17 protein-coding genes and 1 pseudogene are annotated in these 26,062 nt (G+C 70.7%); 5 read left to right on the top strand and 13 right to left on the bottom strand.

The window, feature by feature from the left end; genetic code table 11:
• Positions 1 to 52: 52 nt before the first annotated feature.
• The 6 genes and pseudogenes from J2S57_RS10285 to J2S57_RS10265 form a co-directional block, all read right to left on the bottom strand.
• Positions 53 to 3,256, bottom strand: a complete 3,204-nt coding sequence (locus J2S57_RS10285) for an ATP-binding protein (protein WP_307240962.1) — start codon at positions 3,254 to 3,256, stop codon at positions 53 to 55.
• An 89-nt stretch (positions 3,257 to 3,345) separates the two neighbouring features.
• Positions 3,346 to 4,914, bottom strand: coding sequence for an ABC transporter permease (locus J2S57_RS10280; RefSeq protein ID WP_307240960.1), 1,569 nt, complete (start codon positions 4,912 to 4,914; stop codon positions 3,346 to 3,348).
• Positions 4,914 to 5,390 (bottom strand): AAA family ATPase, encoded by a 477-nt coding sequence (locus tag J2S57_RS35520; protein WP_442358347.1) that lies wholly within the window; start codon positions 5,388 to 5,390, stop codon positions 4,914 to 4,916. The genes J2S57_RS10280 and J2S57_RS35520 overlap by 1 nt, the downstream gene beginning before the upstream one ends.
• Positions 5,388 to 5,735, bottom strand: a pseudogene (locus J2S57_RS35515) (ATP-binding cassette domain-containing protein); the annotation flags it as partial. The pseudogene J2S57_RS35515 and the gene J2S57_RS35520, both read right to left, overlap by 3 nt.
• A 119-nt stretch (positions 5,736 to 5,854) precedes the next feature.
• Positions 5,855 to 7,930: an acyltransferase family protein gene (locus tag J2S57_RS10270; RefSeq protein ID WP_307240956.1), complete on the bottom strand. Its 2,076-nt coding sequence runs from the start codon at positions 7,928 to 7,930 to the stop codon at positions 5,855 to 5,857.
• Positions 7,931 to 7,995: 65 nt separating this feature from the next.
• Positions 7,996 to 8,742, bottom strand: coding sequence for an NUDIX hydrolase (locus J2S57_RS10265; protein ID WP_307240954.1), 747 nt, complete (start codon positions 8,740 to 8,742; stop codon positions 7,996 to 7,998).
• Positions 8,743 to 8,862: 120 nt separating this feature from the next.
• Between J2S57_RS10265 and J2S57_RS10260 the strand changes: the two genes are divergently transcribed.
• Entirely contained in the window at positions 8,863 to 9,933 is a 1,071-nt protein-coding gene (locus tag J2S57_RS10260; RefSeq protein WP_307240952.1) for an SPFH domain-containing protein, read from the top strand.
• The gene (locus tag J2S57_RS10255) at positions 9,930 to 10,865 is read left to right on the top strand and encodes an NAD(+)/NADH kinase (protein ID WP_307240950.1); all 936 of its coding nucleotides are present in this window, start codon (positions 9,930 to 9,932) and stop codon (positions 10,863 to 10,865) included. The genes J2S57_RS10260 and J2S57_RS10255 overlap by 4 nt, the downstream gene beginning before the upstream one ends.
• Before the next feature lie 108 nt (positions 10,866 to 10,973).
• Here J2S57_RS10255 and J2S57_RS10250 read toward each other — a convergent pair whose 3' ends face one another.
• On the bottom strand, positions 10,974 to 11,228 hold the full coding sequence (locus J2S57_RS10250; protein WP_307240948.1) for a helix-turn-helix domain-containing protein: 255 nt from the start codon (positions 11,226 to 11,228) through the stop codon (positions 10,974 to 10,976).
• 209 nt (positions 11,229 to 11,437) lie between these two features.
• On the opposite strand from J2S57_RS10250, the gene J2S57_RS10245 reads away from it, so the two are divergent.
• Positions 11,438 to 12,685 (top strand): DNA polymerase domain-containing protein, encoded by a 1,248-nt coding sequence (locus J2S57_RS10245; RefSeq protein WP_307240946.1) that lies wholly within the window; start codon positions 11,438 to 11,440, stop codon positions 12,683 to 12,685.
• On the opposite strand, the gene J2S57_RS10240 is transcribed toward J2S57_RS10245, so the two are convergent.
• Together J2S57_RS10240 and J2S57_RS10235 are read right to left on the bottom strand one after the other, a co-directional pair.
• Complete coding sequence (locus J2S57_RS10240; protein ID WP_307240944.1) at positions 12,682 to 17,550, bottom strand: PDDEXK-like endonuclease domain-containing protein; 4,869 nt, start codon at positions 17,548 to 17,550, stop codon at positions 12,682 to 12,684. The two genes, J2S57_RS10245 and J2S57_RS10240, sit on opposite strands and share 4 nt — an antisense overlap.
• Before the next feature lie 52 nt (positions 17,551 to 17,602).
• On the bottom strand, positions 17,603 to 18,202 hold the full coding sequence (locus J2S57_RS10235; RefSeq protein ID WP_307240942.1) for a TetR/AcrR family transcriptional regulator: 600 nt from the start codon (positions 18,200 to 18,202) through the stop codon (positions 17,603 to 17,605).
• A 112-nt stretch (positions 18,203 to 18,314) separates the two neighbouring features.
• On the opposite strand from J2S57_RS10235, the gene J2S57_RS10230 reads away from it, so the two are divergent.
• The gene (locus J2S57_RS10230; protein WP_307240940.1) at positions 18,315 to 18,746 is read left to right on the top strand and encodes an organic hydroperoxide resistance protein; all 432 of its coding nucleotides are present in this window, start codon (positions 18,315 to 18,317) and stop codon (positions 18,744 to 18,746) included.
• 31 nt (positions 18,747 to 18,777) lie between these two features.
• On the opposite strand, the gene J2S57_RS10225 is transcribed toward J2S57_RS10230, so the two are convergent.
• Positions 18,778 to 20,139 carry an NAD(P)-dependent alcohol dehydrogenase gene (locus J2S57_RS10225; protein WP_307240938.1) on the bottom strand — a complete coding sequence of 454 codons (1,362 nt, stop codon included), beginning with the start codon at positions 20,137 to 20,139 and terminating at the stop codon, positions 18,778 to 18,780.
• Between the two features lie 268 nt (positions 20,140 to 20,407).
• Between J2S57_RS10225 and J2S57_RS10220 the strand changes: the two genes are divergently transcribed.
• The gene (locus tag J2S57_RS10220) at positions 20,408 to 21,565 is read left to right on the top strand and encodes a CAP domain-containing protein (protein WP_307240936.1); all 1,158 of its coding nucleotides are present in this window, start codon (positions 20,408 to 20,410) and stop codon (positions 21,563 to 21,565) included.
• A 42-nt stretch (positions 21,566 to 21,607) separates the two neighbouring features.
• On the opposite strand, the gene J2S57_RS10215 is transcribed toward J2S57_RS10220, so the two are convergent.
• The 3 genes from J2S57_RS10215 to J2S57_RS10205 form a co-directional block, all read right to left on the bottom strand.
• Positions 21,608 to 22,831, bottom strand: a complete 1,224-nt coding sequence (locus tag J2S57_RS10215) for an EAL and HDOD domain-containing protein (RefSeq protein ID WP_307240934.1) — start codon at positions 22,829 to 22,831, stop codon at positions 21,608 to 21,610.
• Between the two features lie 242 nt (positions 22,832 to 23,073).
• Entirely contained in the window at positions 23,074 to 24,363 is a 1,290-nt protein-coding gene (locus J2S57_RS10210) for an SAM-dependent methyltransferase (protein ID WP_307240932.1), read from the bottom strand.
• Between the two features lie 243 nt (positions 24,364 to 24,606).
• A complete protein-coding gene (locus tag J2S57_RS10205) occupies positions 24,607 to 26,010 on the bottom strand; it encodes an FAD-binding oxidoreductase (protein ID WP_370882615.1) in 1,404 nt (467 codons plus the stop codon).
• Positions 26,011 to 26,062 lie beyond the last annotated feature (52 nt).

Genomic DNA, 26,062 nt, shown 5'->3' with positions numbered 1-26,062 from the left:
TCAATGATGGACGTCGCGGTACCTCCCGGAGGTCCCGCGGCTCACGTCGTGGTCAGGTCAGCCGGCCGGCGACCGTCTCGGCCAGCTCGACGGCCTCGGGGCGGGGCAGGGCGGCGGCATCGTCGAAAACCTTGGTGAACCGGACCGGTTCGATGCCGTCGCGCACCAGCTGGGTGACCCGGGCGATGTCCGGCTCGAGGAGGCTGTTGTGCCCCCGCACCACGCTGGCCGCGCCCAGGATCTCCGCCGCCCCGGTGAAGTCACCGACGACCGCGAGGTACTGCGCCTGCCACAGCATCACCCGGGCCAGCACCGGCATGTCACCGCTGCGCACCGCCTCCGCCACCGACTCCACCAGGTGCCGGCGGGCCGGTTCGCGCAGGTCGTCGGCCAGTTCGTAGACAGCCAGCTCACCGAGCAACGTGGAACGCAGCTGTGGGATGACCTGCGGCGAGGTGAACATGCGCGCCATGGCCCGCTCGGTGAGCTGCCGGGCCTCGGCGTAGTTGCCGGTCGCCGCCGCCAGCGCGGCCTGCCCCGAGAGCACCATCGCGATCGACATGGGGGAACCGGTCAGGTCGGCGATCGCCAGCGCCTCGGTCAGGTCGTTCCAGGCGCCCTCGAGGTCGCCGTTCTCGCGGCGCATCCGGGCGATCCGCACCAGGGCGTGCGCCTCGTCGTCGGTCACCACCAGCTCGGACATCATCTTGCGGGCCAGGGCGAGCAACTCGATCGCCCCGTCGAGATCACCGTGCACCCGCCGGACCTCGGCCAGCTGGCTGCCCGCGGTGGCGATGCCCCAGCGATCGCCGATCGCCTCGAACTCGGCCAGCGCCGCCGGCGCCATCTCCTCGGTGATGCTGAAATCGCCCGCGTTCTCGGCGAACACCGCGTTCATCAGCCGCAGCATGGCCCGGGCCCAGGGATCGGGATGGTCGCGCATGACCTGCACCGCGATCTCCCGCCCGGCCGTCATATTTTCGCGGAACGCGGCCAGGGCGGGCCGGATGAAGCTGATCATGGGATGTGACCGGTGCACGTCGAGCCGGTTCGCGATCTCCTCGATCTCGACCAGCTGCTCCGGGGTCGGCAGCCGTTCCTGGCCCATCGACGTGCTCAGCATGTTCAGGACCAGGGCGAAGAGCCGTGCCTGGGGCGGGCTCTCACCCGGGACCCGCAGAGCCTGCGCGGCCCAGCTGCCCCCTTCCTCGTGCCGGGTGGTCATGGTCCAGAACCAGCCCAGGGCCGCCACCAGCCGGTGGGCGTGCGCCGCGTCTTCCGTGTCCACCGCGAAACGCAGGGAGGCGAGGAGGTTGTCGCGCTCGCTGATCAGTTGCTGCAGCCAGCCGAGCTGCTCGGCGCTGCGCAGGTGCGGCTCGGCGGTCTCGGCCAGACGCAGGAAGAACTCTGCGTGCGCGCGGCGCATCGAGGCCATCTCGCCGCGTTCGGACAGCCGTTCCAGGGCGTACTCGCGGATCGTCTCCAGCAGCCGGTAGCGCGGCTGTGCCCCGTCGACGCTGACCAGCAGCGACTTGTCGGCGAGGGAGAGCAGCAGATCGGCGACCGTGTCCTCGTCGAAGTCGTCGGGCCTGTCCACCACCTCCCGGCAGACCGCCGACGCGGTGCGGGCGGTGGCCCCACCGGGGAACACGGCCAGCCGCTCGACGAGGTCGCGCTCTTCGTCGGTCAGCAGCTCCCAGCTCCAGGCCACCACCGCGCGCAGGGTCTGGTGCCGGGGCATGGCCGTGCGGTTGCCGCCGGTGAGCAGGCGGAACCGGTTGTCGAGCCGCCCGGCCAGGGCCTCCGGGGCCAGCGTGCGCAGCCGGGCCGCGGCCAGTTCGATGGCCAGGGGCAGGCCGTCGAGACGGCGGCAGATCTCGTGCACCGCCTCGGCGTTCTCCGGCGTCACCCGGAAACCCGGGCGCACCAGGGCGGCGCGGTCGGCGAACAGCCGCACGGCTGGGGCGTCTTCGGTCTGCGTGGCCAGCGGGCGCACCGACCAGATCGACTCGCCGACGATGCTGAGCGGCTCCCGGCTGGTGGCCAGCACGGTCAGCCGGGGGCAGCGGGCGAGCAGGAACTCGGCGATCTCGGCACAGGCCTCGATCAGGTGCTCGCAGTTGTCGAGCACGATCACGGCGTCGCTGGCGGACAGTGTCTCCACCAGCCGGGTGCGCACGTCGCGGGGAGCGGACTGCTTGGCCTGCTGCACGGCGGCGGTCTCCAGCTGCGACCGGTCCACCGAACCGATGGCGCCGAGCACGGTGGAGGGCACGTCGTCGGGGTCCATGACCGGGGCGAGCTCGACCATCCACACCCCGTCGCGCCCGTCGAGACGGCTCGCGACCTCGGTGACCAGGCGCGTCTTGCCGGCGCCGCCGGTGCCGACGAGGGTCACCAGCCGGGCCTGGCGCAGCTGGGCGGTGATGCCGTCGAGCTCGGCCTCGCGGCCGACAAACGTGGTCAGGGCCACGCGCAGGTTGGTGCGGCGGGTGCCGGTCTTCAGCGGGTCGGCGGCGGACGAGCGCAGCACCAGGTCGTCGCGCAGTACCTGCCCCTGCAGTTCCTGCAGCGCGGCGGGCGGGTCGAGCCCGAGCTCGTCGGCCATGGCCCGGCGCAGCCGCTCGTACACGGCGAGGGCCTCGCCCTGCCGGCCCGCGGCGGCCAGCGCCCGGATCAGCAGCTCGTGGGTGCGCTCGCGCAGCGGGTGCGCGGTGGCGATCTCCTCGAGCTCGGCCACCGGATCGCCTGCCCGCCCCAGCGTGAGCAGCGCGGCGGCGCGCTCGTCGATGGCGGTGAGCCGGAGCCGCTCCAGCCGCTCGGTCCAGGCCTGGGCGTAGGGGGCGTCGGCGACCTCGGTCAGCGGGGCGCCGCGCCACAGCACGAGCGCCCGCCCCAGCACCTCGACCGTCGCCTCGGGTGACGCCGCGCGCCGGCCCTGCCCGACCAGGTTCTCGAAGGCCAGCGCGTCGACGTCGTCCTTGGTGATCACCAGCCGGTACCCGGCCGGCCCGGACTCCACCAGGTCGGGCCGCGGCAGCGCGCGCCGCAGCCGCGACACCAGCGACTGCAGCGCGTTGACCTCGTCGGCCGGCGGATCCTCGAGCCACAGCGACTGCACCAGCCGGCTCACCGGGACCCAGGCCCCGGCGTCGGCGGACAACCTGACCAGCAGCGATCGCAACCGGGCCCCGCCGATGTCGACGGGCCCACCCTCGGCCCCGATCGTCAGCGGCCCCAGAACGCATACCTGCACCGCCCCAGTCTCGCAGGACGAGCCCGAACCATCGTCGGCGAATGCCCAAGCGGGACAGAACGTGCCTGATCGAGAAGGTGGGAAGGGTCTTACCCGAGGTCGCGCCGCCGCAGCCCGGCCAGCCCGGCCCCGGTCAGCAGGGCCGTCACCAGCACCAGCCAGCCCCACGGCACCACGCTCACCGAACCCCCGGGCAGCGTGGGCAGATGGGCGAACGGGCTCAGGTCCAGCACCGCCTGCGGCAGGTCGAGCACCGGCCCCAGCATCTGGAGCGCCGCCGCCAGGCCGAGCAGGGCCCACGCCCCGGCCGCCGCCGAGGGCCGCACCCCGAACAGCAGCAGCCCCAGCCCGGCGAACACCCAGGCGGCGAACACCTGACTCACCGCCGCCAGCACGCTCCCGCCGAACGCCGACCAGGAACCGCTGACCAGGCCGTACGTGGCGCCGGTGAAGATCCCGGCCACCACCATCAGCGCCGCCGGGCCGGCCAGCGCCACCGTCAGGTGCCCGAGGGCCCAGGGCAGCCGGCCGACCGGTGTGGCCAGCAACATCTCGGCCCGCCCGCTGCCCTCCTCGGTGCCGAGCCGCAGCAGCGCCGACACCGCGTAGGCCCCGGCCACCAGCCCGCAGATGCCGAACACGGTGCCCAGGTACGAGTCCACCACCGACTGCTCACCACCCAGCGCGGTGAGCACGTCGGCGAGCTGGGGTGAGTCGTCGACCAGGCTGCCGACGCTGTTCGCCAGCGCGCCCACCGCGGCCCCGAGCACGGCGAAACCGGCCGCCCAGCCGAGCAGGGCACCGCGCTGCAGTCTCCAGGCCAGGGCGAACGACGAGCCCAGGCCCTGCGCACGGGGCGGTCCGGGGCGGGCCGCCACGATTCCCGAGCCGAAGTCCCGGCGGGACTGGAGCCGGTGGGCGAGAAGAACGAGGGCCGCGGAGGCACCCAAGGAGGCCAGGAGCGTCCACCATCGGACCTCACCGAACGGACGCAGGCGCTGGGCCCACCCGAGCGGCGACAGCCACGACAGCCAGGTGGCCCCGGTGGAGTCACCGGCCGCCCGCAGCAGGTAGGCCGCCGCCAGCGTGGCACTGGCGATTCCGGTGGCCGGGCGGGTGATCTCGGTGAGCTGGGCGGTGACCGCCGCGACGCCCGCGAACACCAGACCGCACCCGGCCACGGCCGCGCCGAATCCCAGGGAACCACCCACGGGCAGGCCCGAGGTCGCCAGGGTCACCGAGATGAGCAGTCCCAGAACAATATTCGCCAGCAGGGCGGTGAGCAGCGCGGCATCGAGCGGGGCCGCGCGGCTGACGGGTGCCGAGCGCAGCAGTTCCAGCCGCCCCGACTCCTCGTCGGCGCGGGTGTGCCGCAGCACCAGCAGGATGTTCATGATCGCGGTGAAGATGCCGGTGGTGCCCATGGCGCGCCAGCTGGTCAGACCGCCGAGGGTGGTCAGGTCGACGGCCGGGCCGGTGAGCGCCCGCAGCCCGCTGTTGGCCTCGATGTCCGCGGCGAACGGCACCCGGCTGGCCACGTCGGGGTAGAGACCGGCGAACGAGGACGCCACCGCGACCGGCAGGCAGCTGATCGCCAGGATCCAGACGGTCAGCCTCACCCGGTCCTTGCGCAGCGCGAACCGGGTCAGCGTCCACATCAGTGACTCGCCGCCCGGTAGTGCCGCAGGAAGAGCTCTTCCAGCGTGGGTTGACGGCTCACCAGCGAATGGACGCCCGCGGCGGCGATGCGTCTCATCGCCTCCGGGAGGGCGTCGGGTTCGACCTCGCAGTGCAGCTTTCCGTGCTCGAAGGTCACTCCGTGCACTCCCTCGAGCTCGGGCAGACCGGTCGGTTCAGCGTCGAGTTCGGCCTCGACCGTGGTGTGGGTGAGCCGGCTCAGGTCGTCGAGCGTGCCGCTGTCGACCGTGCGCCCGGCCCGCACGATGCTCACCCGGTCGCACAGCTGCTCGACCTCGCTGAGGATGTGGCTCGACAGCAGCACGGTGCGGCCCTCGCGCCGTACCTCCTGCACGCACTCGCGGAACACGTTCTCCATCAACGGGTCGAGCCCCGACGTGGGCTCGTCGAGCAGCAGCAGTTCGGCCTCCGAGGCGAATGCCGCGACCAGGGCCACCTTCTGCCGGTTGCCCTTGCTGTAGGCCCGGCCCTTCTTGGTCGGGTCGAGCTCGAACCGCTCCAGCAGCTCGGCCCGGCGCTTCTCGTGCAGCCCGGTTCCGCGCAGCGAGCCGAGCAGGTCGATCACCTCGCCGCCGGACAGGTTGGGCCAGAGCGTGACATCGCCGGGAACGTAGGCCAGGCGGCGGTGCAGAGCGGCGGAATCGGCCCGGGGGTCGCCGTCGAGCAGGCGGACCGTGCCGTCGTCGTAGCTGAGCAGACCGAGCAGGACGCGCAGGGTGGTGGACTTGCCTGCGCCGTTGGGCCCGAGGAAACCGTGCACCTCACCGGTGCGGACGGTCAGATCGAGCCCGTCCAGGGCCCGGGTGCTGCCGAAGTTCTTGATCAGGCCACTGATCGAGATGGCATCACTCATGCCTTCGAGCGTAGGCACGAAGGGCGGGCCCGACCAGACTCGGCGGCTCAGCCGAAGAGCTCGGCCCGCACCTCGTCGTCGACCACGCGCTTCAGTTCCTGCCCGACGAACGGGGCCGTGCTGCGGGCGAACGTCGCGGTCAGGTGGTGCTCGTCGCGGTAGACCACCACGTCCCCGACCACCGCGGGACAGGTGGTCGCCGTGCACAACTGTTCCGACGCGTCCACCATCGGCACCCGGACCGCCCGCGACGCCGCCTCGACGACCCCCGCGTTCGCGAACGCCTTGGCCACCGGCACTGAGCACCGCAACAGGTTCTGCAGGTTGCCGCTGACGCAGTCAGGCACGTCCTGGTCCATGCGCGGGGTCTCGGCGATGGTGACGACCGGGATGCCCGCGTCCTTCATCTGACGCAGCCGGGTGGTCAGGCCGCGCACCAGTTCCCGCTCGTTGGCGGCCCCGCTGAGGGCCCGGTTCTTCTGCATGGTCCGGTAGAAGTCGAGCTGCGAGGTGACCAGCAGGTCGGGGCGGATGCTCTCGATACGCCGGAGAGCGTCCTGCTGCCAGGTCACGCAGGCCTCGTAGTAGCCGCCCTTCATGGCCCGGCGGATGTCCGAGAAGGCGCAGCCGGCCTTGGTCATGCTGATCAGGTTCCAGTGCTGCTCGCGGGCGACGACCTCGAGCGCGGGCACCCACTGGGCGGCCTTGGAGTCGCCGACGATCACGACGGTCGGCCCGGACGCGCCGTCCGATCGATAATCGAAAACACACGGCTTGACCGTGGTCTCGTCGTAGCTCGCCTGGCAGCCCCGGGCGTAGACGTCGCCGGTGTCCTTCGAGGCCAGCTCGGGCGTGGGCGCCAGCGACGTCGCGCTCGACTGCAGCGCGCCCAGGATGGCCCGGGCGCCGGGGGCGTGAGGGGCCTCGTCGACCAGCCGCGACTGGGCCAGGGCGGTGCCCGCACCGCTCCCCATCAGCACGAACGCCAGGCCTCCGGCCAGGCCGACCCGGGCCGCCGCCCAGAACGGGGCGGTGCGCATCGGCTGCTCGAGGCCGTAGTAGGTGCCGGCCGCGAGGGCGAAGCTGAGCGCGACGATCGTGAGACCTTCGACGAGCGTGAGATTTCCGTCGACCTGAGCCAGCACCACCAGCGGCCAGTGCCACAGGTACAGCGAGTACGAGATGTCGCCGGTCCAGGTGAGAGGCCGCAGGCTGAGCAGCTTTTCGGTGCCGTCGCGGCCCCGTCCGAACGCCAGCACGAGCAGGGTCGCGGCCACCACCAGCACGGTGAGCGGGCCGGGCCACACGGTGTCCGGGGTGACCACGAAGAGCAGGCCGACCAGGGTGACCAGACCGGCCCAGCTCAGCCAGCCGTGCCGCGGGGCCCGGGGGCGGCGCATCGGCAGCAGGTTCACGCCGCGCACGATCAGCTCGGGGGCGAAGGCCCGCTCGTGCATCAGCGCGGCCAGCAGGGCCCCGGCCGCCATCTCCCAGATCCGGGTGTGGGTGGTGAAATAGGTCTGCGGGCCGTAGGTCACGACCGCCACGGCGAACGAGCCGGCCACCACCGCGCCGATCACGCCCAGCGCCACCCGGCGCCGGCGGATCCTGAACAGCGCCAGGATCAGCAGCGGCCACAGAAGGTAGAACTGCTCCTCCACGGCCAGCGACCAGAAGTGCTGCAGCGGGCCGGCGGCCGTGCCCTCGGCCAGGTAGTCGACCGACTCGGCGGCCAGGCGCCAGTTCAGGAAGTAGGTGCTGGCGGCGATCGCGTCGTGCCCGATGTCCTCCCAGCGCGAGGCCGGCAGCCAGAACCGGGCCGCGGCGCAGGTGGCCAGCACGACCAGCACGGCCGCGGGCAGCAGGCGCCGGGCGCGCCGGGCCCAGAACGACATCAGGGCGATGCGGCCGGTCTTCTCGTGCTCGCGGATCAGCAGCCCGGTGATCAGGAAGCCGGAGAGCACGAAGAAGACGTCCACGCCGAGGAATCCACCCGAGGGGCCGAGACCGGTGTGGTAGAGCAGCACGACCAGAACGGCCACGGCCCGCAGGCCCTGGATGTCCGCGCGGTGCTTGAGTCCGTCGGGGCGGGTCTCACCCGTTCGGGTGCTGCTCGAGGTCACAGCGAACTGTCGGCACCTGCGGGCGGATCTTCAGTTCCAGAGTTACCTTCGAGTTGTGAAGCGCGTCACAGCACGGTCGGCGAGGGCCTCAGGATGGGCGGATTCAGGGTCTGGGTGGCCCCGCGCTTGAACAGCTGGGCCGGCCGCCCGCCGCCGCGCGTGGTCATCTCGCCGGTCGCCTCCAGGAAGCCGAGCGTGCCGGTGACCTTGCGGTGGAAGTTGCGGGCGTCGAGCTCCACGCCCCAGACGATCTCGTAGACCCGGCGCAGCTCGCCGACGGTGAACTCGTCCGAGCAGAAGGCGGTGGCCAGGCCCGAGTACTCGAGCTTGCCGCGGGCGCGCTCCACCCCGTCGCGCAGGATCCGGCGGTGGTCGAAGGCCAGCAGGGACGGGTCTTCGGGCAGGGTCGCGTCGAGGAACGAGGCCACCGGTGACCATTCGGCCACCTCGGCGTCGCTGCCTCCGGTCACCTCGGGCGGGTTCGGGATCAGCGCCAGGTAGACCACGCTCACCACCCGCATGCGGGGGTCGCGGCCCGGGTCGCCGTAGGTGCCGAGCTGCTCGAGGTGCATGCCGGTCGCGCCGGTCTCTTCCTCCAGCTCCCGGGCGGCCGCCGCGGCCAGTGTCTCGTCCGGCTGCACGAATCCGCCGGGCAGGGCGTAGCTGCCCTTGAACGGCTCCTGGCCGCGCCGCACCAGCAGGACCGAGAGGCTGTCGTCCTGGATGGTCAGCAGCACCACGTCGACCGTCACGGCGATCGGCGGGTACTTGGACGGGTCGTACGGGCTGTCGGTGTTCTCGGTGCCGGACACGGCGCTGGGTCCCTTCCTGGCTCTATCGGATTTCGTCTACTTGACGATAACAAAGGGCAGGGCTACCGTCATCCCCATCACCAAATCGTCGCAGTGACGATAAGTCGATGGAGGACGACCATGGCCGAGATCCGCCGCTACCCCTTCGTGTGGCACGTGCGCAGCGGCACCACTGATCATCTCGTGCATGTCCGCCGCGGCAAGACGGTGCACTCGGGGCCGGGGCAGGCTTTCTGGTTCCGGCCGCTGAGCGCCGCGCTCAGTGAGGTCCCGATCGACGACCGCGAGCTGAGCCTGCTCTTCCACGCCCGCACCTCGGACTTCCAGGACGTCTCGGTGCAGGCCACCGTCGCCTACCGGATGGCCGACCCGGACCGGGCCTCCCGCCGCCTCGACTTCGGGCTGGAGCTGAAGAACGGCAAGTGGCGCGGGCGTCCGCTCGAGCAGATCGCCCAGATGCTCACCGAGGCCGCGCAGCAGCACGCCCTCGACCTGCTGGTGGGCCTCACGCTCAACCAGGCGCTCGTCTCCGGCCTCGGTGCGGTCCGCGCCCGGATCAGCCAGGGGCTGGCCGCGGACGACCGGCTGGCCCAGACCGGCGTGGAGGTCGTCGACGTGCGCGTCGTGGCGGTGCGGCCGGAGGCCGACGTCGAGCGGGCGCTCCAGACCCCGGCCCGTGAGCAGGTGCAGCAGGATGCCGACAAGGCGACCTACGAGCGCCGGGCACTGGCTGTGGAGCGGGAGCGGACGATCAGCGAGAACGAGCTGCAGTCGCAGATCGAGCTGGCCACCCGGGAGGAGCAGCTGGTGACCCAGCGGGGTGCGAACGAACGGCGGCGGGCCACCGAGGCGGCGGCCGCCGGCCGGATCGAGACCCAGGCCAAGGCCGAGCAGACGCAGGTGCTGGCCCAGGCCCGGGCCGAGACCACCCGTCTGGTCGGTGCCGCCGAGGCCGAGACCGAGGCCGCCCGGATGGCCGTGTACTCCGAGATCGACCGGGGTGTGCTCTTCGCCCTGGCCGCCCGCGAGGCCGCTGCGCACCTGCCGCAGATCGGAAGCCTGACGCTGACGCCGGATGCCATCACGAGTGCGCTCACCGCGCTGGCTTCTTCAACGGCCCAAGGGGCTCAGGGTGCTCAGGGCTCGCCGGGTGCTCAGGGCTCTCAGGGTTCTCGGGGCGGCGCCCGGTGATCGCTCCCCGCGCGGTTCTGGTGCATCGCCGCAGTGAGCTCGACCTGCTCCTGATGCGGCACGGCACCCGCGGTCAGGCCGAGTTCTTCCTGCGCTCGCGGGGGCGTGACCTGGAGTCGGTGCAGGCCCGGCACGATGCCCTGCACGAGGCGTTGCAGCAGGTCTCGAGCGGAGTGCCGGGAGGGTGGCGGCGGGCGTCGGTCGAGCGGGCCGACCTGCCCCGACTGCGTTTCGAGCCTGAGGACGTGGTGGTCGCCGTCGGTCAGGACGGTCTCGTCGCGAACGTGGCCAAGTACGTGGACGGGCAGGCGGTGATCGGCGTGGACCCGGAACCCGGCGTGAATCCGGGCGTGCTGGTGCGGCACTCGCCGCCCGCGGTGGCGCGGTTGCTGGGGGACGTGGTGGCCGGCCGGGCGGCCGTCGAACGACGCACGATGGTGGAAGCGGTGCTGGACGACGGGCAGACGCTGCGGGCCCTGAACGAGCTGTACCTCGGGGACTCCGGGCACCAGTCGGCGCGGTACCGGTTGTGGGACGAGCGCCAGTCGTCGTCGGGGATCCTGGTCGGCACCGGGACGGGGTCGACGGGGTGGTGCGCGTCGGTGGCCCGGGAGCGAGCTGGTTCCGCCGGGGCCGGTCGGGGTGGCGGGGTGCCGCGGGGGTCGGCACCCGGGGCCCGGGACGCCGATGACCTGGGTCTGCCCGGGCCGGCCGATGCGGAGCTGGCCTGGTTCGTGCGCGAGGCCTGGCCCTCACCGTTCACCGGAACCAGCCTCACGCGGGGACTGCTGCGGCCGGGCGAGGTGCTGCCGGTGGTCGCGGAGGGGGATCTGGTGGTGTTCGGCGACGGGCTGGAGGCCGACCGACTGCAGGTGGGCTGGGGTCAGCAGGTCGAGATCCGGGCGTCCGCGCAGCACCTGTCGCTGGTCTGAGTCGGCGGGAATCGGGCTCGGCTCTGAGTCAGCGGGAATCGGGCTCGGCGATTGCTGGGTTCAGTGGGTACTGGGCTCGGTGGGGACTGGGCTCGGTGGGGACTGGGCTCAGCGCGGTGGGGTTAGTCCCAGTGCCTCTAGCTCTTCGAGGTCGGTGCCCTCGGCGAGCTTCCACAGCGGAACTCCCAGCGCCTTGCACAGCGGCCCGAGCTCGTCGACCTGCACACGGCGGGCGCCGGTCTCGAGCTCGGACACCTTGGTGCCGCCCCAGCCGAGACGTTGCGCGAGGTCTTTCTGGAGCCACCCGCGGCGGGCGCGCTCGGCCGCGACGTTGCGCGGCAGCACATCCAGAAGAGTGGGCATGTTCCGGACGGTAGGAGCTTTCGCCGGTCAGATGCATCCGCCGCCGGAGTGAATAGGGATTATCGCTTCCTGGTTCGTCAAAATCATGACCTGTTCGGAGAATCCGTCTCGGTAACACCTCATATCCACAGATAGAGGACGGGTCTGAGCTGCAGGAATTCGCTCTCCGTTCCCCTTGTCTGACGCTGTGCTCGCCCTAGCCTGAGTGGATGGCTGAGAAGGGCACGGTTCTCGAGGTCGGTGGACACGAGGTCACCGTGACGCATCCCGACAAGATGGTGTTCCCGCTCGCCGAACGTCCGGGCGGGGGTGTGGGAATCACCAAACTCGACCTGGTGCAGTACTACCTGGCCGTGGCCGACGGCGCTCTGCGCGGCGTGGCCGGGCGGCCGATGGTGCTCAAGCGCTTCGTGAAGGGCATCGACGAGGAGGCGTTCTTCCAGAAGCGGGCTCCGGCGAAGCGCCCGTCGTTCGTCGAGGTGGCCGAGCTGAAGTATGCGAGCGGCCGTTCCGCCGAGGAGGCCGTGATCCGCGACGCCGCCGGCCTGGCCTGGGTGGTCAACCTCGGCTGCATCGACCTGAACCCGCACCCGGTGCTGGCCGAAGACCTCGACCGGCCCGACGAACTGCGCATCGACCTCGACCCGATGCCCGGCGTGGAATGGCCGCAGGTCGTCGAGGTGGCGTTCGTGGTGAAGCAGGTGCTGGCCGACCACGGACTGAGCAGCTGGCCCAAAACCTCCGGCTCCCGGGGCTTTCACATCTACTCCCGGGTGGAGCCGACGCGTCCGTTCAAGGATCTGCGCCTGGCCGCCGAGACGGTGGCCCGCGAGGTCGAGAATCGTGTGCCCGACCTGGCGACCTCGAAGTGGTGGAAGGAGGAGCGCGGGTCGGTGGTCTTCGTCGACTTCAACCAGATGGCGAAAGACCGCACCACGGCTTCGGTCTGGTCGGTGCGAGCGGTGCCCGACGCGAGGGTCTCCACCCCACTGCTCTGGGACGACGTGGAGCACTGCCGCATGGAGCAGCTCACCGTCGCCACGGTGCTCCCTCGGTACGAGGAACAGGGTGATCCCTGGAAAGGTATCGAAAATGCCACCGGCACGGTCGATTCCCTGCTCGCGCGGGCCAAGGAGCTGGGGCCGGCCGAGAAGCCGCCGAAGGGAACGGGGCGTCGTCAGTCCACGATGCCGCTGATCGAGGTGGCCCGCACCAAGACCAAGCCCGAGGCCCTGGAGTGGCTGGAGGTCTGGAAGCAGAAGTACCCGTCCGTCGCCGCCCACCTCGAACCGGCCGACGTGCTGGTCGACGGCATGCGCGGCCGCAGCTCGCTCTGGTACCGGATCCGCATCAACCTGCAGCACGTTCCCGAGGCCGAACGCCCGCCCCAGGAAGACCTTCTCGCCGACTACAACCCGTGGGCGGGCATGACCTGGGACAAGGGCGACCAGGCCTAACGCTCGGGCAGGTCGAAGAGGGTGTCGCCGGCCCGGTCCAGATCCACCGGGGCACCCTGGTCGGCCGGGCCGTCCAGATCCACCGGGCCACCTGCGTCCACCGGGCCACCTGCGTCCGCCGGACCGCTCAAGGCCGCCGGGCCACCCGCGTCCGCCGGACCACCCGCGTCCGCCGGACCACCCGAGGTCACCGGGCCGCCCGGGTCTCCCGACGCGTCTTCAATCTCCGCATCGACCGTGACCGGCCACTGATCACGCGGCCGGATGCCCAGCTTGTCGAGCCGCTCGATCAGCGTCGCGACCGTCTCGGAGCGCTCGCGGTAGAACTCGGAGGCCCGGATGCGCCAGAACGTCCAGCCCAGCCGCTCGAGCTGACGCTGACGCCGGATGCCGGCCTCCCAGCCGTCGACGAGATCGGCGCGGTCACCGTCGCACTCGATCGCGAGCCGGCCGTGCTGCCCGACCACGACCAGGTCGACGCGGTAGCGCCCGACCTGGTGCTGCACCTGCACCTCGTACCCGGCAGGCAACAACTCGCGCAGCAGGTCGAGCTCGAAATCGCTCTCGCAGCGCGCTTCGAGACCCTCCGGCTGGAACGGGCGACGACCCGCGTCGCGCACGTACTCCAGCAAGGCACGCCGCTGGTCGTCGGCGTGCAGACGACCGGGCTCGACCGTGTGGAACACCCACAGCTGGTCTTGCGCACGGGACGCCGCGACGTTGATGCGCTGCTTGTCCGCGTTCTTGGTGGCGGCCCAGGTCGCGTCGTCGGCGACCACGCTCACGAAGACCACGTTGCGCTCGTCACCCTGGAAGGCCGGCGGGCTGCCCACCCGCAGACGCCGTTCGGCGAAGGCCTCGGGGCCCAGCCGGTCACGCAGCAGGTTCTCGATCAGCGGGGCCTGGGCCGAGCCCTGCAACGTGACGACGCCGAACGTCATGCCGTCGTAGGCCCGGTCGTGGTGGCAGGCCACGACCTGCTCCACCAGAGCCGCAGCCTCGATCCGGTTGATCTTGTCGCCCGACGCCGAGCCGCTCGTGGCGCCGGTCTCGGTGCGCACCAGGCGCAACGGCGCACCGATGGCGGCGGTGGACGGCTCGCGCAACGGCAGGATGTCGCCGTCGTAGTAGCGGTTGGAGAACTCGATGATCTCCGGCACGCAACGGAAGTGCTCACGCAGCAGGATCGTGCTCGGGAAGATCAGCTCGGACAGCGCGTACAGGCTCTGGTCGACCGTGAGCAGGCTCTTCACGCCGACATCGGGCAGGTGCGAGTTCTGCAGGCCGATGATGCGTTCCTGGTTCACACCCACCGCGGCCGGGCTGGTCTGCTGGTCGTCGCCGACCACCACCGCCTTCGCGCCCAGCGCCAGCACCCCCACCGAGAGCAGGTCGCACTGGCTCGACTCGTCGACGATCACCACGTCGAACGGCTCGGTGACCAGCGGATCGAAGTTCTCGATCACCCGGTGCACGGGCATGATCCACACCGGCACCGCACCCATCGCGCTCGGCATGAACCGGCGCGCCTCGCTCTCCCAGTGCGGTGCGTACTTGCCGGTGCCCTTGCCGCGTTTGCCCAGCGCCCGCAGCCACGAAGCCAGCGCGCGGCGGTTCAGGTCACGCAGGTTGCGCTTGAGGCCGAGCCCGGCTCCGCGACGCGCACGTTGCAGCACCAGGGCCTGCTCACGCTGCTGCAACGTGATCACCTGGGCCTGCAGATGCGCCAGGTCACCGGCGCGCAGCAGCTCGTCGAGCCAGGTCGCGGTGATGCGCCAGTGCCAGATCTGGGCGGTTCTCGTGCTCAGCCCCACCACGTCGGGATCGGCGCTGGTGGCCACGATCGCGGCCGACCAGCCCGGGGCCACGGTGGCCAGCCGGGCGGCCAGTTCCTTCTGCTCCGAGGCGATCGGTTCCAGGCCCGAAAGCCGGGCCACCTCGTCGAGAGTGACGCCCCAGGTGCCCCAGTCGCGATGGTCGAGTGCGTTGCGCAGGGTGTTCCAGATGGGGGACGCGTCGGTCGCCTCCGCGCCCGCGCGCAGCTCAGCGGCCAGGGACTCGAGTTCGGCCGTGACCGTGCGCTCTTCCTGCCGGGCACCCGAGGCCGCCAGCAGCCGGCCCCCGTGGTGCAGCTCCTCGGCACTCAGACCGGCCTGCAGGTGGGGCATCACCGGGCGCAGCCGCTCGAGCAGGGCCGGCTGATCGACCGTCTCCCAGGTCAGGGCCTGGGCCAGCTGCTCGGCGAGAACCGTTGTCCCGTGCACGAAGTCGGGCCCGTCGGGCGGGACCTCGAGCGGGGCCAGCTGGGCGAGCATGCGCAGGATCGAACCGCGGGCCTCGGTGAGCTCGAGCTGGGTCGTGGCCAGCTGCACGTCTTCGGGGGTGCGCAGTGCCCGGCCGTCGACGAGGGCCTGGGCGTGCAGCTGCTTGAGATCGCCCCCACCGAAGCGCGGAAGTCCCTTGCCTGCGGCGAATCTCTGCCCGAGATCGGCCAGCAGACGCTTCTGCTCGTGGACATCGCCCACCGGCAGCTGGATCTCGTGCCCGAACAGGGCCCGCTGCAGGTCGGCGGCCCGGTCGGTGAGCTGCTTCAGCTGCCCGGAACGGTTCTCCCAGGTCTGCCGGGCCTGTCCGGACGCGCGCACCTCGGAACGGATCCGGTCGAGCCCGGGGTTCTCGAGGCGCGCGAGCCGGCTCGCCGACGCGTCTACCAGTGACCGCAACTCGACCAGTGCCTCCGGTTCGACGCGGTCGAGAGCCTCCACGTCGACACCCGAGTGCTCCAGATCGGCCACGTCCTGCCGCAGCTGGTCGAGCTTGCCGGTCAGGGCGACGAGCTGGGTCGGCGTGGGCAGATCACCGCGCGGCCGCTTCGTGCGCAGGGCGTGCGCATCGGTCGGCATCAGCCGTTCGCTCAGGTCGAAAAGCCGCGCCAGCTGCGACGGATCGAGCGGCGGAACCGCATCGACCGCGAGCTCGTCGGGGATCAGGCCGAGGTCGTGCTCGTGCGCCGTGAGCCAGCGCGCCACCTCCGGAGCCCGCTGTGGCCCCGACGGCAGGGGCCACTGGGCGTCTTCGGTGCGCAGCGCCTCGAGAACGGCCTGCTCGACGTCACGCAGCTGCGCGCGCACCTGGTCGAGCTCGGTGTCGAGTTTCTCGACGAGGGCGGTCTCGAAGTCCACGTCGATCTGCGAGGCGATGTCCTGCACCGCCTGCGCCGAGCCCCGCAGCTGCTCCATCGACTCGTTCGACGAACCCAGCACCGCGATCGACAGATCCCGCAGCTCCTCGGGGATCTTGTCGCGCAGGACGGTGAGCGCCTGCTCGTTCTGCGCCGTCACCAGCACCCGTTTGCCGTGTGCGAGAAGGTGACTCACCAGGTTGGCGATGGTGTGGCTCTTGCCCGTGCCGGGTGGGCCCTGCACCGTGACACCGCGCTCTCGGGACAGCTGCCGGGCGATGCGCTCCTGCTCGGCATTGGCCGCCAGAGGCATGAGCAGGCGCTCGCCGACGGGCAGCCAGGAGTTGTCGTCGGGGGCCGCGCCCAGTGCGGCCTGCAGTTCGTCGTCGTCGGCCACCACCGCGGCCAGCGACTGGGGGAGCACCGAGTCGTCGCGCAGCCGTTCGGCCAGCTGCAGGTAGAAGCGCTCGTGACGGGTGGGGCGCCGACGCAGGAACAGCACCCAGGTGTCGGTGATCACCGGAACGTCGTGCGGCGGGACGATGTTCGGGCCGTCGTCGGTGCGGGCGTCGAGATGCAGCGGCGCGAGCAGGCTTTCGTGCAGTTCGTGGCGGTCCTGGGGGTTCCAGGCGTCGAACGGCTCGGCGGCGACGCGTTCGGTGAGCTTGTTGAGCTCGCCGAGGACCGGCAGGTCGAGGCCCTCGAGCGGGGCCAGCTGGAGTTCGGGCGGGCCGTCGGGGGTGACGCGCAGGGCGCCGGTGGCGGCGTCGAGCTCGATCAGGGCGCCGGTGAGCAGGAGAGGGTGACGGATCGCGGCGTCGGGATCGTGGGGCTGTTCGGAGCTGTGGGGCTGTTCGGAGCTGTGGGACTGCTCGGAGCCGTGGGACTGCTCGGAGCCGTGGGGCTGCCCGGAGCTGCGGGGCTGCCCGGAGCTGCGGGGCTGCCAGGACAGGATCGAGTGACCCCACACCAGCTCGTGCGTGCTCTGCGTGCGCTCGGCCTCGAGGTGCAGGCTGAAGAGGCGTTCGTAGAGGTCACGGGCCTGACGGGTGTGCTTCGTGGCCTCGGCCCAGGGCTGCCAGGTCTGCTCGAGCCAGTCGCGCGCCTCGTCGGCCGGGAGCCTCTCGGGACGCTCGTCGGAGTCGCTGCTGCGGAGGGTCTCGCCGGCCGCGGTGGTTGAGCGCGCCTCCGGCGCCCTGCCGGCCGCGCTGGTCGGGAGCGACTCGGTCGTGTCGTCGGTGGCGCTGGTCGGGAGCGTTCCGGGTGTCTTGTTCGGCTCGCTGAGCGGGAGTGCCTCACCCACCGCGCGGGTGCGGAGCATCTCGGGTGTCTCGTGCGGGGCGCCCGAGCGTCGACGGGGGACGCGCGGTGCGGCGGCCGCTTCCACCTCGCCCGCGGTTTCGCCCGCGGTGGGCGACTCGAGGTAGGGCGCCAGGTGCGGAGGTGGCACCGGCGGCTCGCCGACCTGCGCCACCTTGCCCACGCGCAGCCAGGCGCCGCCGTCGGCCGTGGGGCCGAGGTGCACCTGAGGGTGGGCCGGGATGTCGGAGGGGGTCAGGGGGGCCGGCCCGTCGTGCCGGAACACGTCGCGCACCGGCCGGACGGTCAGCTCCCGGGCCGTGGCCGCCAGGAACGTGAGCAGCCGACGGGTGCGGTCGAGGACCACCTCGTTCCGCTCGCCCACCTTGCTCCCTACCTCTGACCCGTGGCCAGCATTGTGGCAAAACCGAGGGACATCAGGAACTCGACCGGCCGTCGAACAGCAGATCGTCTATGCCCTCGCGCAGAGTTTTGCGAGCGGCTTCCGGATCGTGCAGATAGCCCGAGATCATCGCGCCGTCGCGCAGCAGCATGAAGCGGCGCCCGGCCCGGTCGGGCGAATCGTGACCGGCCCGGCGGAACGCCTCGGTGGCCACGCCCAGCATCCAGGCCCGGTGCTCGTCGATGGCCAGGCGCACGGGACTGGCGTGGTCGGGGTACTCGGCGGCGGCGTTGATGAACGCGCAGCCCCGGAAGCCCGGCCGGCAGATCTGCTCGGCGTGCTCGTCGATCAGCGCCTCGATCAGCGACTTCGGGTGCTCGCTGCCTTCGCCCTCGCCGGTCTCTTCGACGTGCTCGCGCACGGACTGGTCGACCCCGTGGATGTAGTTGAGCACCAGATCCTCCTTGCCGGGGAAATGCCGGTAGAAGGTGGAGCGTGTGACCTCAGCCTCGCTGAGGATGCGGTCGACACCTACCTCATGGATGCCTTCGGTGTAGAAGAGCGCCGAGGCGGTTCTCAGCAGGCGCTCGCGTGCCTTCGAGGGTCTGACGGATACCGGCTCGGTCGTTGCCATGCGCCCATTCTAGCGTCATCGGACCGATCGTTCCGTCTTGACAGGGCAATGACCCGCGCGAGAGAGTTCAGAACGACAGAACGATCGGTCCGATTACTTGGAGGCATCTGTCATGGCTGCTGTGTACACCGCTGTTGCTACCGCTACGGGTGACGGGCGAGGCGGGCACACCACGTCGAGCGACGGCGTCATCGACCTCGACCTGGCCGTCCCCAAGGAGATGGGCGGCCCGGGCGGCGAGAAGACCAACCCCGAGCAGCTGTTCGCGGCCGGTTACGCGGCCTGCTTCCACGGCGCCGCGCGCCTGGTGGCCGGTAAGCAGAAGGCCGACACCACCGGTTCCTCGGTGACGGCCGAGGTCGGCATCGGCTCGAACGGCCAGGGCGGCTTCGCGCTCGAGGTCACCCTGAAGGTGAACTTCCCCGCGCTCGACCAGGCCACCGCCGAGTCGATCGTCGAGACCGCGCACCAGGTCTGCCCCTACTCCAACGCGACGCGCAACAACATCCCGGTCGAGCTGGTCGTCACGACCAACCCGGCCTGACGTTCCCGAAGCTCCGGGCGACCCCGCTTCGTCACGACACGGGCGGGGCGCCCGGCTCCACGGTGCGCACCACGATCACCACGTTGCCGACCTTGCGGCCGCTGCTCACGTACCGGTGGGCAGCGACGATGTCGCCCAGGGGATAGCTGCGGTCGATCAGTGGCCGAAATGTGCCGTGCTGCATGAGTTCGCGAAAGTGCTCGGCCATGTCCGGGGTTCTTCTGGGGATGGGGAACACCACTCGTCGGCCCTGCAGCAGAAGCCGGGTCAACGGCGCGGCCAGGGGGAGCACGATGTTCTGCGAGCCCTTGCCCAGGTCCGCCGAGACGTAGACGCCGCCTGGTCGCAGCAGGCGGCGGCACTGTCCGAACGAGCTCTTGCCCACGGCGTCGAGTACGGCGTGATAGCCGTCCGGTGACTGGCCCTGTACGGCAACGGGTGTGGCGTCGGCTTCGGGTGCGGTGCTGGCGATGGATGGGGCGCTGGCCTTGGGTGCAGTGCTGGCAACGGATGGGGCGCTGGCCTTGGGTGCAGTGCTGGCAACGGATGGGGCGCTGGCTTCGGGGGCCATGCTGGCCTCGGGTGCAGTGCTGGCAACGGGTGCGGTGCTGGCCTTGGGGGTGGTGCTGGCGATGGATGGGGCGCTGGCTTCGGGGGCCATGCTGGCCTTGGGTTTGGTGCGGGCAACGGGCGCGGCGCTGGCTTCGGGTGCAGTGCTGGCTTCGGGGGCAGTGCTGAGCTCGGTGTGGCGGCGGCCTTTTCGTCGGTGCTGCTGGATCTCTTGGTCGAACGCCGTGCGGTCCATCACCTGGTCGGCGCCGAGTTTCCGTACCAGGTCCAGGTTTTCGGCATCACACACGGCGGTGACGTGCGCGCCGATCCCATGCAGCAGCTGCACTGCCGCCGAACCGATGGCTCCGGTGGCGCCGTAGACGAGAACCTCGTGCCCGGGCTCGATGCGGGCGCCGCGGATCATGGTGTCGGCGTAGTGCGATCCCTCGGTGGCCGGAACCGCCTGCTCGAAGCTCAGGCCGGTGGGCAGGAGGGCGATCGGTCCCGACGCCGTCACCGCCAGCAGCTCGGCGTGAGCCCCGAAACCCGTGTCGTGGTAGCCGAACACCTGGTCTCCGACGCTGAACCGGGTCACGTCCGGGGCCGCCTCCTCGACCACCCCGGCGTACTCGCAGCCCAGGATCTTCAAGCGGGGGCGCCGCGGGCCGACGAGCAGCCGCCACAGGAAGGGCTTGCCCTCGCGCAGGGCGCAGTCCGTCCGGTTGACCGTGGTGGCGTAAACCCTGACCATCAATTGGCCTGGGCCCAAGACCGGGGGAGGCACCTCGGCAAGCGTGACCACCTCGGGTGGTCCGTAAAGGTGGCGCACGGCGGCCTTCATGCCTCGAGTGAACCGTCGGAGGCTGCACTGCGGGAGGTATCGCCCACTCTCCGCGACCGAAGGCGCACTTGCCGGCGTGGGTGCGCACGTCGTCCGCCATTTATTTTGGCGTGATTGCCCGCATCAGTTAACGAGATCTCCGCCCCGATTTGAGCAATCGGCAGCATGTGATCACGGTCTTTGCGGGCTCGGGCCACGATCCCGGGCGAAGCTGGTAGATAACGATATGACAACGCCTTAACCGGCGATCGTGCTAAACCTCCTGGTCATGTCCCTGACACGTCTCAAGGTCCGGCCGATCTGGATCGCCGGCGTCACCGCCGTGGTGGTCGGCGGCAGCGGCGCCGCCTGGGCCTGCAACGGGCTCCTCAGCGGTCAGACCGACACACCCCGCTCCGCACTCAGCACCAGCCTGACCTCCCTCGGCCGGCCCACCACCGGCACCCGCACCGACGCCGAGGTCGACGCAGCGCGGGCCGAGTCTCAGGACGACGCGAAGACCAGGCGCCAACGGCTCCCCGGGACCCCGACGACCAGCCCGGGCGGGACCACCACGACCGGGACCACCACGACCGGGACCACCACGACCGGGACCACCACGACCGGTGGCGGCGCCCCGGCCACCGCGTCCCCCGGCAACATCCCGAACGACCCGGCCACCACCTCGCCGGACGACACGTCATCGGACGGCACATCGTCGGACGACACGTCACCGGACAACACGTCACCGGATGACACCGCCAAAACGTCGCCCGACGACACGAGCACGACGTCACCGGACGACACCGGCGCCACCGCACCCGCCGACAAGCCGACCAAGCCCTCCTCGACGACGCCCCCCTCGGAGCCGGATGAGACCGCGACCAGTGAGCCGACCGACCCCAGCGACACCAGCGACCCCACCGACCCGACCACCGGCCCGGACGACCAGGCCACCTCGTCCCCGGACGACGCGTCCTCCGAATCGACACAACCGGACGACACCGCGACCGCCCCGACGGACGTGACCACCAAGTCCACCGTCGACACCACCCTCGCCGCCCAGGTGATCACCCTGGTCAACCAGGAGCGTGAGGCTGCCGGCTGCGACGTCGCGGTGAAGGCGAACGCCGCCCTGACACGGGCCGCGCTCGACCACACCGAGCTGATGAGGAGCAAGAACACGCTGGACCACCAGCTGTCCGGCGAGCCGGGCGTGGGCGAGCGCATCGGCGCCGCCGGATACACCTGGCGCACCTTCGGCGAGAACATCGCCTACAACTACGGTTCCGACAGTGCCTCGAGCGTCATGGACATGTGGATGAAGAGCTCCGGCCACCAGGCCAACATCCTCAACTGCTCGTTCGAGGACATCGGTGTGGCCGCGGTCGAGGCCTCCGACGGCCGGATCTGGTGGACGCAGGACTTCGGTCTGGCGGCGTCCTGAGGTCTACCCGGTGAGGCGGCCCGGCCGGCCCGGACCCTGATCTCAGACGGGCCGGGGCGTCCGCTCCCGCACGGTCGTGAAGCGCGTGGTCTCCGTGGTCCAGGCCAGCGCCTGCAGGTAGGCCTCGGCCATGGTCTGCAACGGCACCGGACCGCGACAGGCCTCCACCAGGTCTTCGTGCTCGTAGGCCCGCACCGACGTGAGCACCCGGCGCAGGGGATGCGTGGCGTCACCGGTGAGCGCGGCCGACAGTTCGGGGGTGAGCGTCGGCATCCGGTCGAGCAGGTCGGACGAGGGCAGACCGAGACCCTCGGCGATACCGTCGAGCAGACCGGCGGTGAAAGCGGTGTCCGGGGCGATGATCCGGCCCATCTCGGCCACCCGCTCGCAGGTGCGGGCCCGGGTGAGAGCGCCCACCATCGCGGTCTGGCTGGCGCTGTCAGGAGCCAGCGCGATCAGGATCAGCCAGGCGCGCAGGCGGCTCAGACCCACCATGACCAGTGCGTCCCGGATCGACGACACCTGCCGGGTCGACCCGGCGGCGGCCGAGTTCGCGATCCGCAGGAGGCGGTAGACCAGCGCCGGGTCACGGCGCACGGCCCGCTCGATCTCCGCGGTGGACGCGTTCGGATCACCCAGCCGGCCGATCAGCTGCAGCGCGAGTTGCTGGCCGGGGGAGAGCGTCTCGATCGACATGGTCTCCGGCCGGCCCAGGAAGTATCCCTGGAACAGCTCGAAGCCGAGCTCGATGCACTTGGCGTACATCTCGGCGTTCTCCACCTTCTCGGCGAGCAGGCGCACGTCGTGACGACGGCACTTCTCGACCGTGAAGAGCACCTCCTCCCAGGTCATCGAGAGCACATCGATCTTCACGATGTCGGCCACCGCCAGCAGCGGCTCGGCCTCCTCGCTCCAGACGAAGTCGTCGAGGGCCAGGCGGTAGCCCTCGCTCGCGAGCCGGAGCGCGCCGATCACGACCTCACGGTCGATATGGATGTTCTCCAGCACCTCGAGTACCGCGGCCTCGGGGGCGAAGGGCAGCGGCAGGTCACCGACCAGGAAGCTGCGGGTGAGGTTGATGAACCCCGGCTTGCCGCCGAGCAGTTCCTCGGCGCCGAACTCGGCGAAGGCGGCGAGGATGGTCTGCGTGGTGGCCCGGTCGGTGTCCAGGTCGGCCACAGTCGCTCCGGCGGCGCTGCGGAAAAGCAGCTCGTAGCCAAAGAGGTGGCCGGTGGCGTCGTTGATCGCCTGGCGGGCCACGTGCACGTTAGCTCCGTTTCCGGGCCGTACCTGCGGCCATCCGGTCTGTTGCGCCACCGCCGGGCTTGAGCGGTTCCGTCGCTTCTTATCGGCCGGGCCCGGTGATCAGTTGAGGGCCGGTTACCCCGAACGGGCTACGGCCCCGGTCACGTACTGTCGGGTGGCCACCCGGTCGGTCGTACGTGAACGGGGCAAGACCCTTCGTCCGACCACGCAGAGCCCCCGGAGCGAGGGCTCTGCGTGGCTGGTCAGACGCCCCAGTCGGGGCGCAGAGGCATACCGGAACGGCCGCGTTCGTCGGGCTTCACGGCCAGCACCTGGTGCAGCTCGATCTGGCGCTTGTCGAAGCCCAGGCTCGACCCGGCCAGGTACAGGCCCCAGATCTTGGCCGTGGCCTCGCCGACCTCGGCGACCGCCGCGTCCCAGTTCGCGACCAGGTTCTCGCACCAGGCATAGCAGGTACGGGCGTAGTGCTCGCGCAGGCTCTCCTCGTGGCGCATCTCCAGCCCCGAGTTCTGCAGCGCGACGATCAGGCCGCCGGCGCCGGTGAGCTCACCGTCGGGGAAGATGTAGCGGTCGATGAACCCACCCTTGACCCGCGGCTGGTGGATGTTGTCCGGCCGGGTGATCGAGTGGTTCAGCAGCCGGGCGCCCGGGCGCAGCTTGCTCCCGATGAACTCGAAGTACGACGGGTAGTTGCCCACGCCGATGTGCTCGGTCAGGCCGATCGAGCTGACGGCGTCGAAGTCGCCCTCGACGACGTCGCGGTAATCGCTGAACCGGACCTCGGCCAGGTCTTCGAGCCCCTGCCGCTTGATCTCCTGCTGGGCCCACTCGGCCTGCTCGGCCGAGAGCGTCACGCCCAGCGCCTTCACGCCGTAGTGCTTGGCGGCGTGCCGCACCATGCCGCCCCAGCCGCAGCCCACGTCGAGCAGGCGCATGCCCGGCTTCAGCCCGAGCTTGCGGGCGACCAGGTCGTACTTGTTGTCCTGCGCCTCTTCGAGCGTGGCGTCTTCGTGCGGATAGCAGGCGCAGGTGTAGGTCATCGAGTCGCCGAGCAGGAGCTCGTAGAAGGCGTTCGAGACGTCGTAGTGGTGGTGGATGGCCTCGGCGTCACGGTGCTTGGAGTGACGCAGTCCCTCCAGGGCCCGGCGCCAGTCGGGAAGCGCCTCCTGCGGCGGGGGCGGCGGCGGCACGAGCCGCTTCATGCCCAGGCTGCGGGCGATGCGCAGAGCGGTGCGGACGTCCGGACGGCGCCATTTGAGCTGATCCATGGCGGCTAACAGAGCGTAAGGATTGCCCGGATGAACGCCGGTGACCTGAACGTCACCGGTGACGTAGGCCCGGGCCATTCCGAGCGAACCGGGAGCTGTTGCCATGTAGGCGGCGGCTCGCGGCGTGTTCAGTGCGATGGTGATCGCGGCGTCGGCCGGACCGGTCGCACTCCCGTCGTACGCGGTGAAGCGCACTGGTGAGGGCTCCGCGAGGAGCACGTCGAAGATGTCCGCCAGCAGAAGGGGCTGGGCGTCGTCGTCCATTCGGCCCAGGATTGGTAAGAGGCTCAACTGGATCTCCTCGTGACTGTTCTCCCGCGACGATCGCATCGTAAGTCGTCCTAACGATCATCGCGAGACCGAGCCCGTATCACTTTCAGTGACATCGAGCTCTCTAAGATTGAGGTATTAGTTGCCTCAAGCACAAGTAGTAATGATCCCGCATGCAACTACTTTGACCGGTTTGTGCACGGGCTGTGATGTGAACGTGCTGTGGGACCGACGCCTCTAACGGCGTCCGACTGCCTTGGCGTAGAGGTCCAGCAACCGTCCGTCGCCGTCGTAGCGCCGTTTGAGGGCCGGGTAGTTCTCGCCGCCGTAGGCCGCCCAGAACGTGGCCTCGTCGTAGTACGCGTCCGAGTAGAGCGACTTGTGGCCGCCGAATTGCGCCACCGCGTCCTCGATCTCGCGGTTCTTGTCACCGTCGGCCCGGCCCGGCTCGATTGCGACCGTGCCCCAGAAGCCGGCGTTGACGTAGGTCTCGCCGGCCCGCAGCGGATACAGCGTCCAGGGCTTCGACCCGGCGGTGGGCGTGCCGGCCGGGCCGGATTCGCGCAGCCGGAGCGGACACAGCCAGACCGGGGTCATCGGAACGTGATCGAGGTACCAGCGCAGGAACTCCGCGGTGCGCGTCACGGGGAGTTCCACGTCCTGGATCACGCGCTCGCGGGCAGGCTTACCGCGCCAGGCATCAACTTTGGCGACAAATCCGTACTTCGCGTCCAGTCCGACCAGCCGGTGGTAGACGTCGCTGCGGCGGTACTTGGCCGGCCAGTACTTACGGACCGCCGGGTTCTGGGCACCGAAGGCCGACGAGCACCAGAACCAGTCGCTGTCCCAGCGCCACAGGTAGTCGTGGATCGTGAGCTTGTCGGTGGAGCGGTACTGGATCGACCGGTAGTAGGTGTGCTGACCGGTGTAGTCGCTCAGGTCGGAGAGGTCGTCGGTCCAGGTGCCGAGGGTGAGGTAGGCCTCGGTGGCGGAGAAGACCACGCCGTCGAGGAAGTCGACCTCGGTGCCCTCCCACTCACGGGCCGTGCTGATGGTGCCGATCGCGGCGGCCAGCTCGTCGAGGTCACCGAAGCGCACGTGGCGCAGGGCCACCGCGGCCTGCACCGGCACCAGCTCGATGCGCAGACGGGTGGCGTAGCCGAGGGTGCCGTAGGAGTTGGGGAAACCGCGGTAGAGGTCGGCGTGCTCACCCTCGGGCCGGGCGGTGACGAGGTTGCCGTCGCCGGTGAGGATGTCGAGCTCCAGCACCGCCTCGTGCGGCAGGCCGTCGCGGAACGAGCTGGACTCGATGCCCAGCCCGGTCACCGCCCCGCCCAGGGTGATCGTCTTCAGCTGGGGCACGACCGTGGGCATCAGCCCGTACGGCAGCGTGGCCGCGACCAGCGTCTCGTAGGTGCACATCGCCTGGACGTCGGCGGTGCGCGCCTGGGTGTCGATGGAGATGACGCCGTCCAGACCGGACACGTCCAGACCTGCCACACCGGATCCCCTGCCCTCGGCGCGGGACCGGAACAGGTTGGACGTGCGCTTGGCCAGTCGTACCCGCTGCCCGGCGGGGATCGCGCGGTACGACGCGAGCAGTCGATCGACTGCGACCCGGTGCGCCTGCGCGCCTCGCACCAGTGAGATCACCGGCGGGACGGCAGAGGTGGACAGAACGGGAGTGACCGCG

Origin of the sequence: Kineosporia succinea (assembly GCF_030811555.1) — a bacterium.
GTDB classification, from domain to species: domain Bacteria; phylum Actinomycetota; class Actinomycetes; order Actinomycetales; family Kineosporiaceae; genus Kineosporia; species Kineosporia succinea.
The sequence above is the reverse complement of the archived record's forward strand: the minus strand, read 5'-3'. Positions and strand labels throughout refer to the sequence as shown.

Coding starts and splice junctions, on each gene's coding strand:
- J2S57_RS10280 (WP_307240960.1), bottom strand. CDS start 4,914: ATGTGGACGCTGACCCGGTTCGCGCTGCGCAAGGACCGGGTGAGGCTG.
- J2S57_RS10260 (WP_307240952.1), top strand. CDS start 8,863: ATGGCCGAGATCCGCCGCTACCCCTTCGTGTGGCACGTGCGCAGCGGC.
- J2S57_RS10250 (WP_307240948.1), bottom strand. CDS start 11,228: ATGCCCACTCTTCTGGATGTGCTGCCGCGCAACGTCGCGGCCGAGCGC.
- J2S57_RS10245 (WP_307240946.1), top strand. CDS start 11,438: ATGGCTGAGAAGGGCACGGTTCTCGAGGTCGGTGGACACGAGGTCACC.
- J2S57_RS10235 (WP_307240942.1), bottom strand. CDS start 18,202: ATGGCAACGACCGAGCCGGTATCCGTCAGACCCTCGAAGGCACGCGAG.
- J2S57_RS10230 (WP_307240940.1), top strand. CDS start 18,315: ATGGCTGCTGTGTACACCGCTGTTGCTACCGCTACGGGTGACGGGCGA.
- J2S57_RS10225 (WP_307240938.1), bottom strand. CDS start 20,139: ATGAAGGCCGCCGTGCGCCACCTTTACGGACCACCCGAGGTGGTCACG.
- J2S57_RS10220 (WP_307240936.1), top strand. CDS start 20,408: ATGTCCCTGACACGTCTCAAGGTCCGGCCGATCTGGATCGCCGGCGTC.
- J2S57_RS10210 (WP_307240932.1), bottom strand. CDS start 24,363: ATGGACGACGACGCCCAGCCCCTTCTGCTGGCGGACATCTTCGACGTG.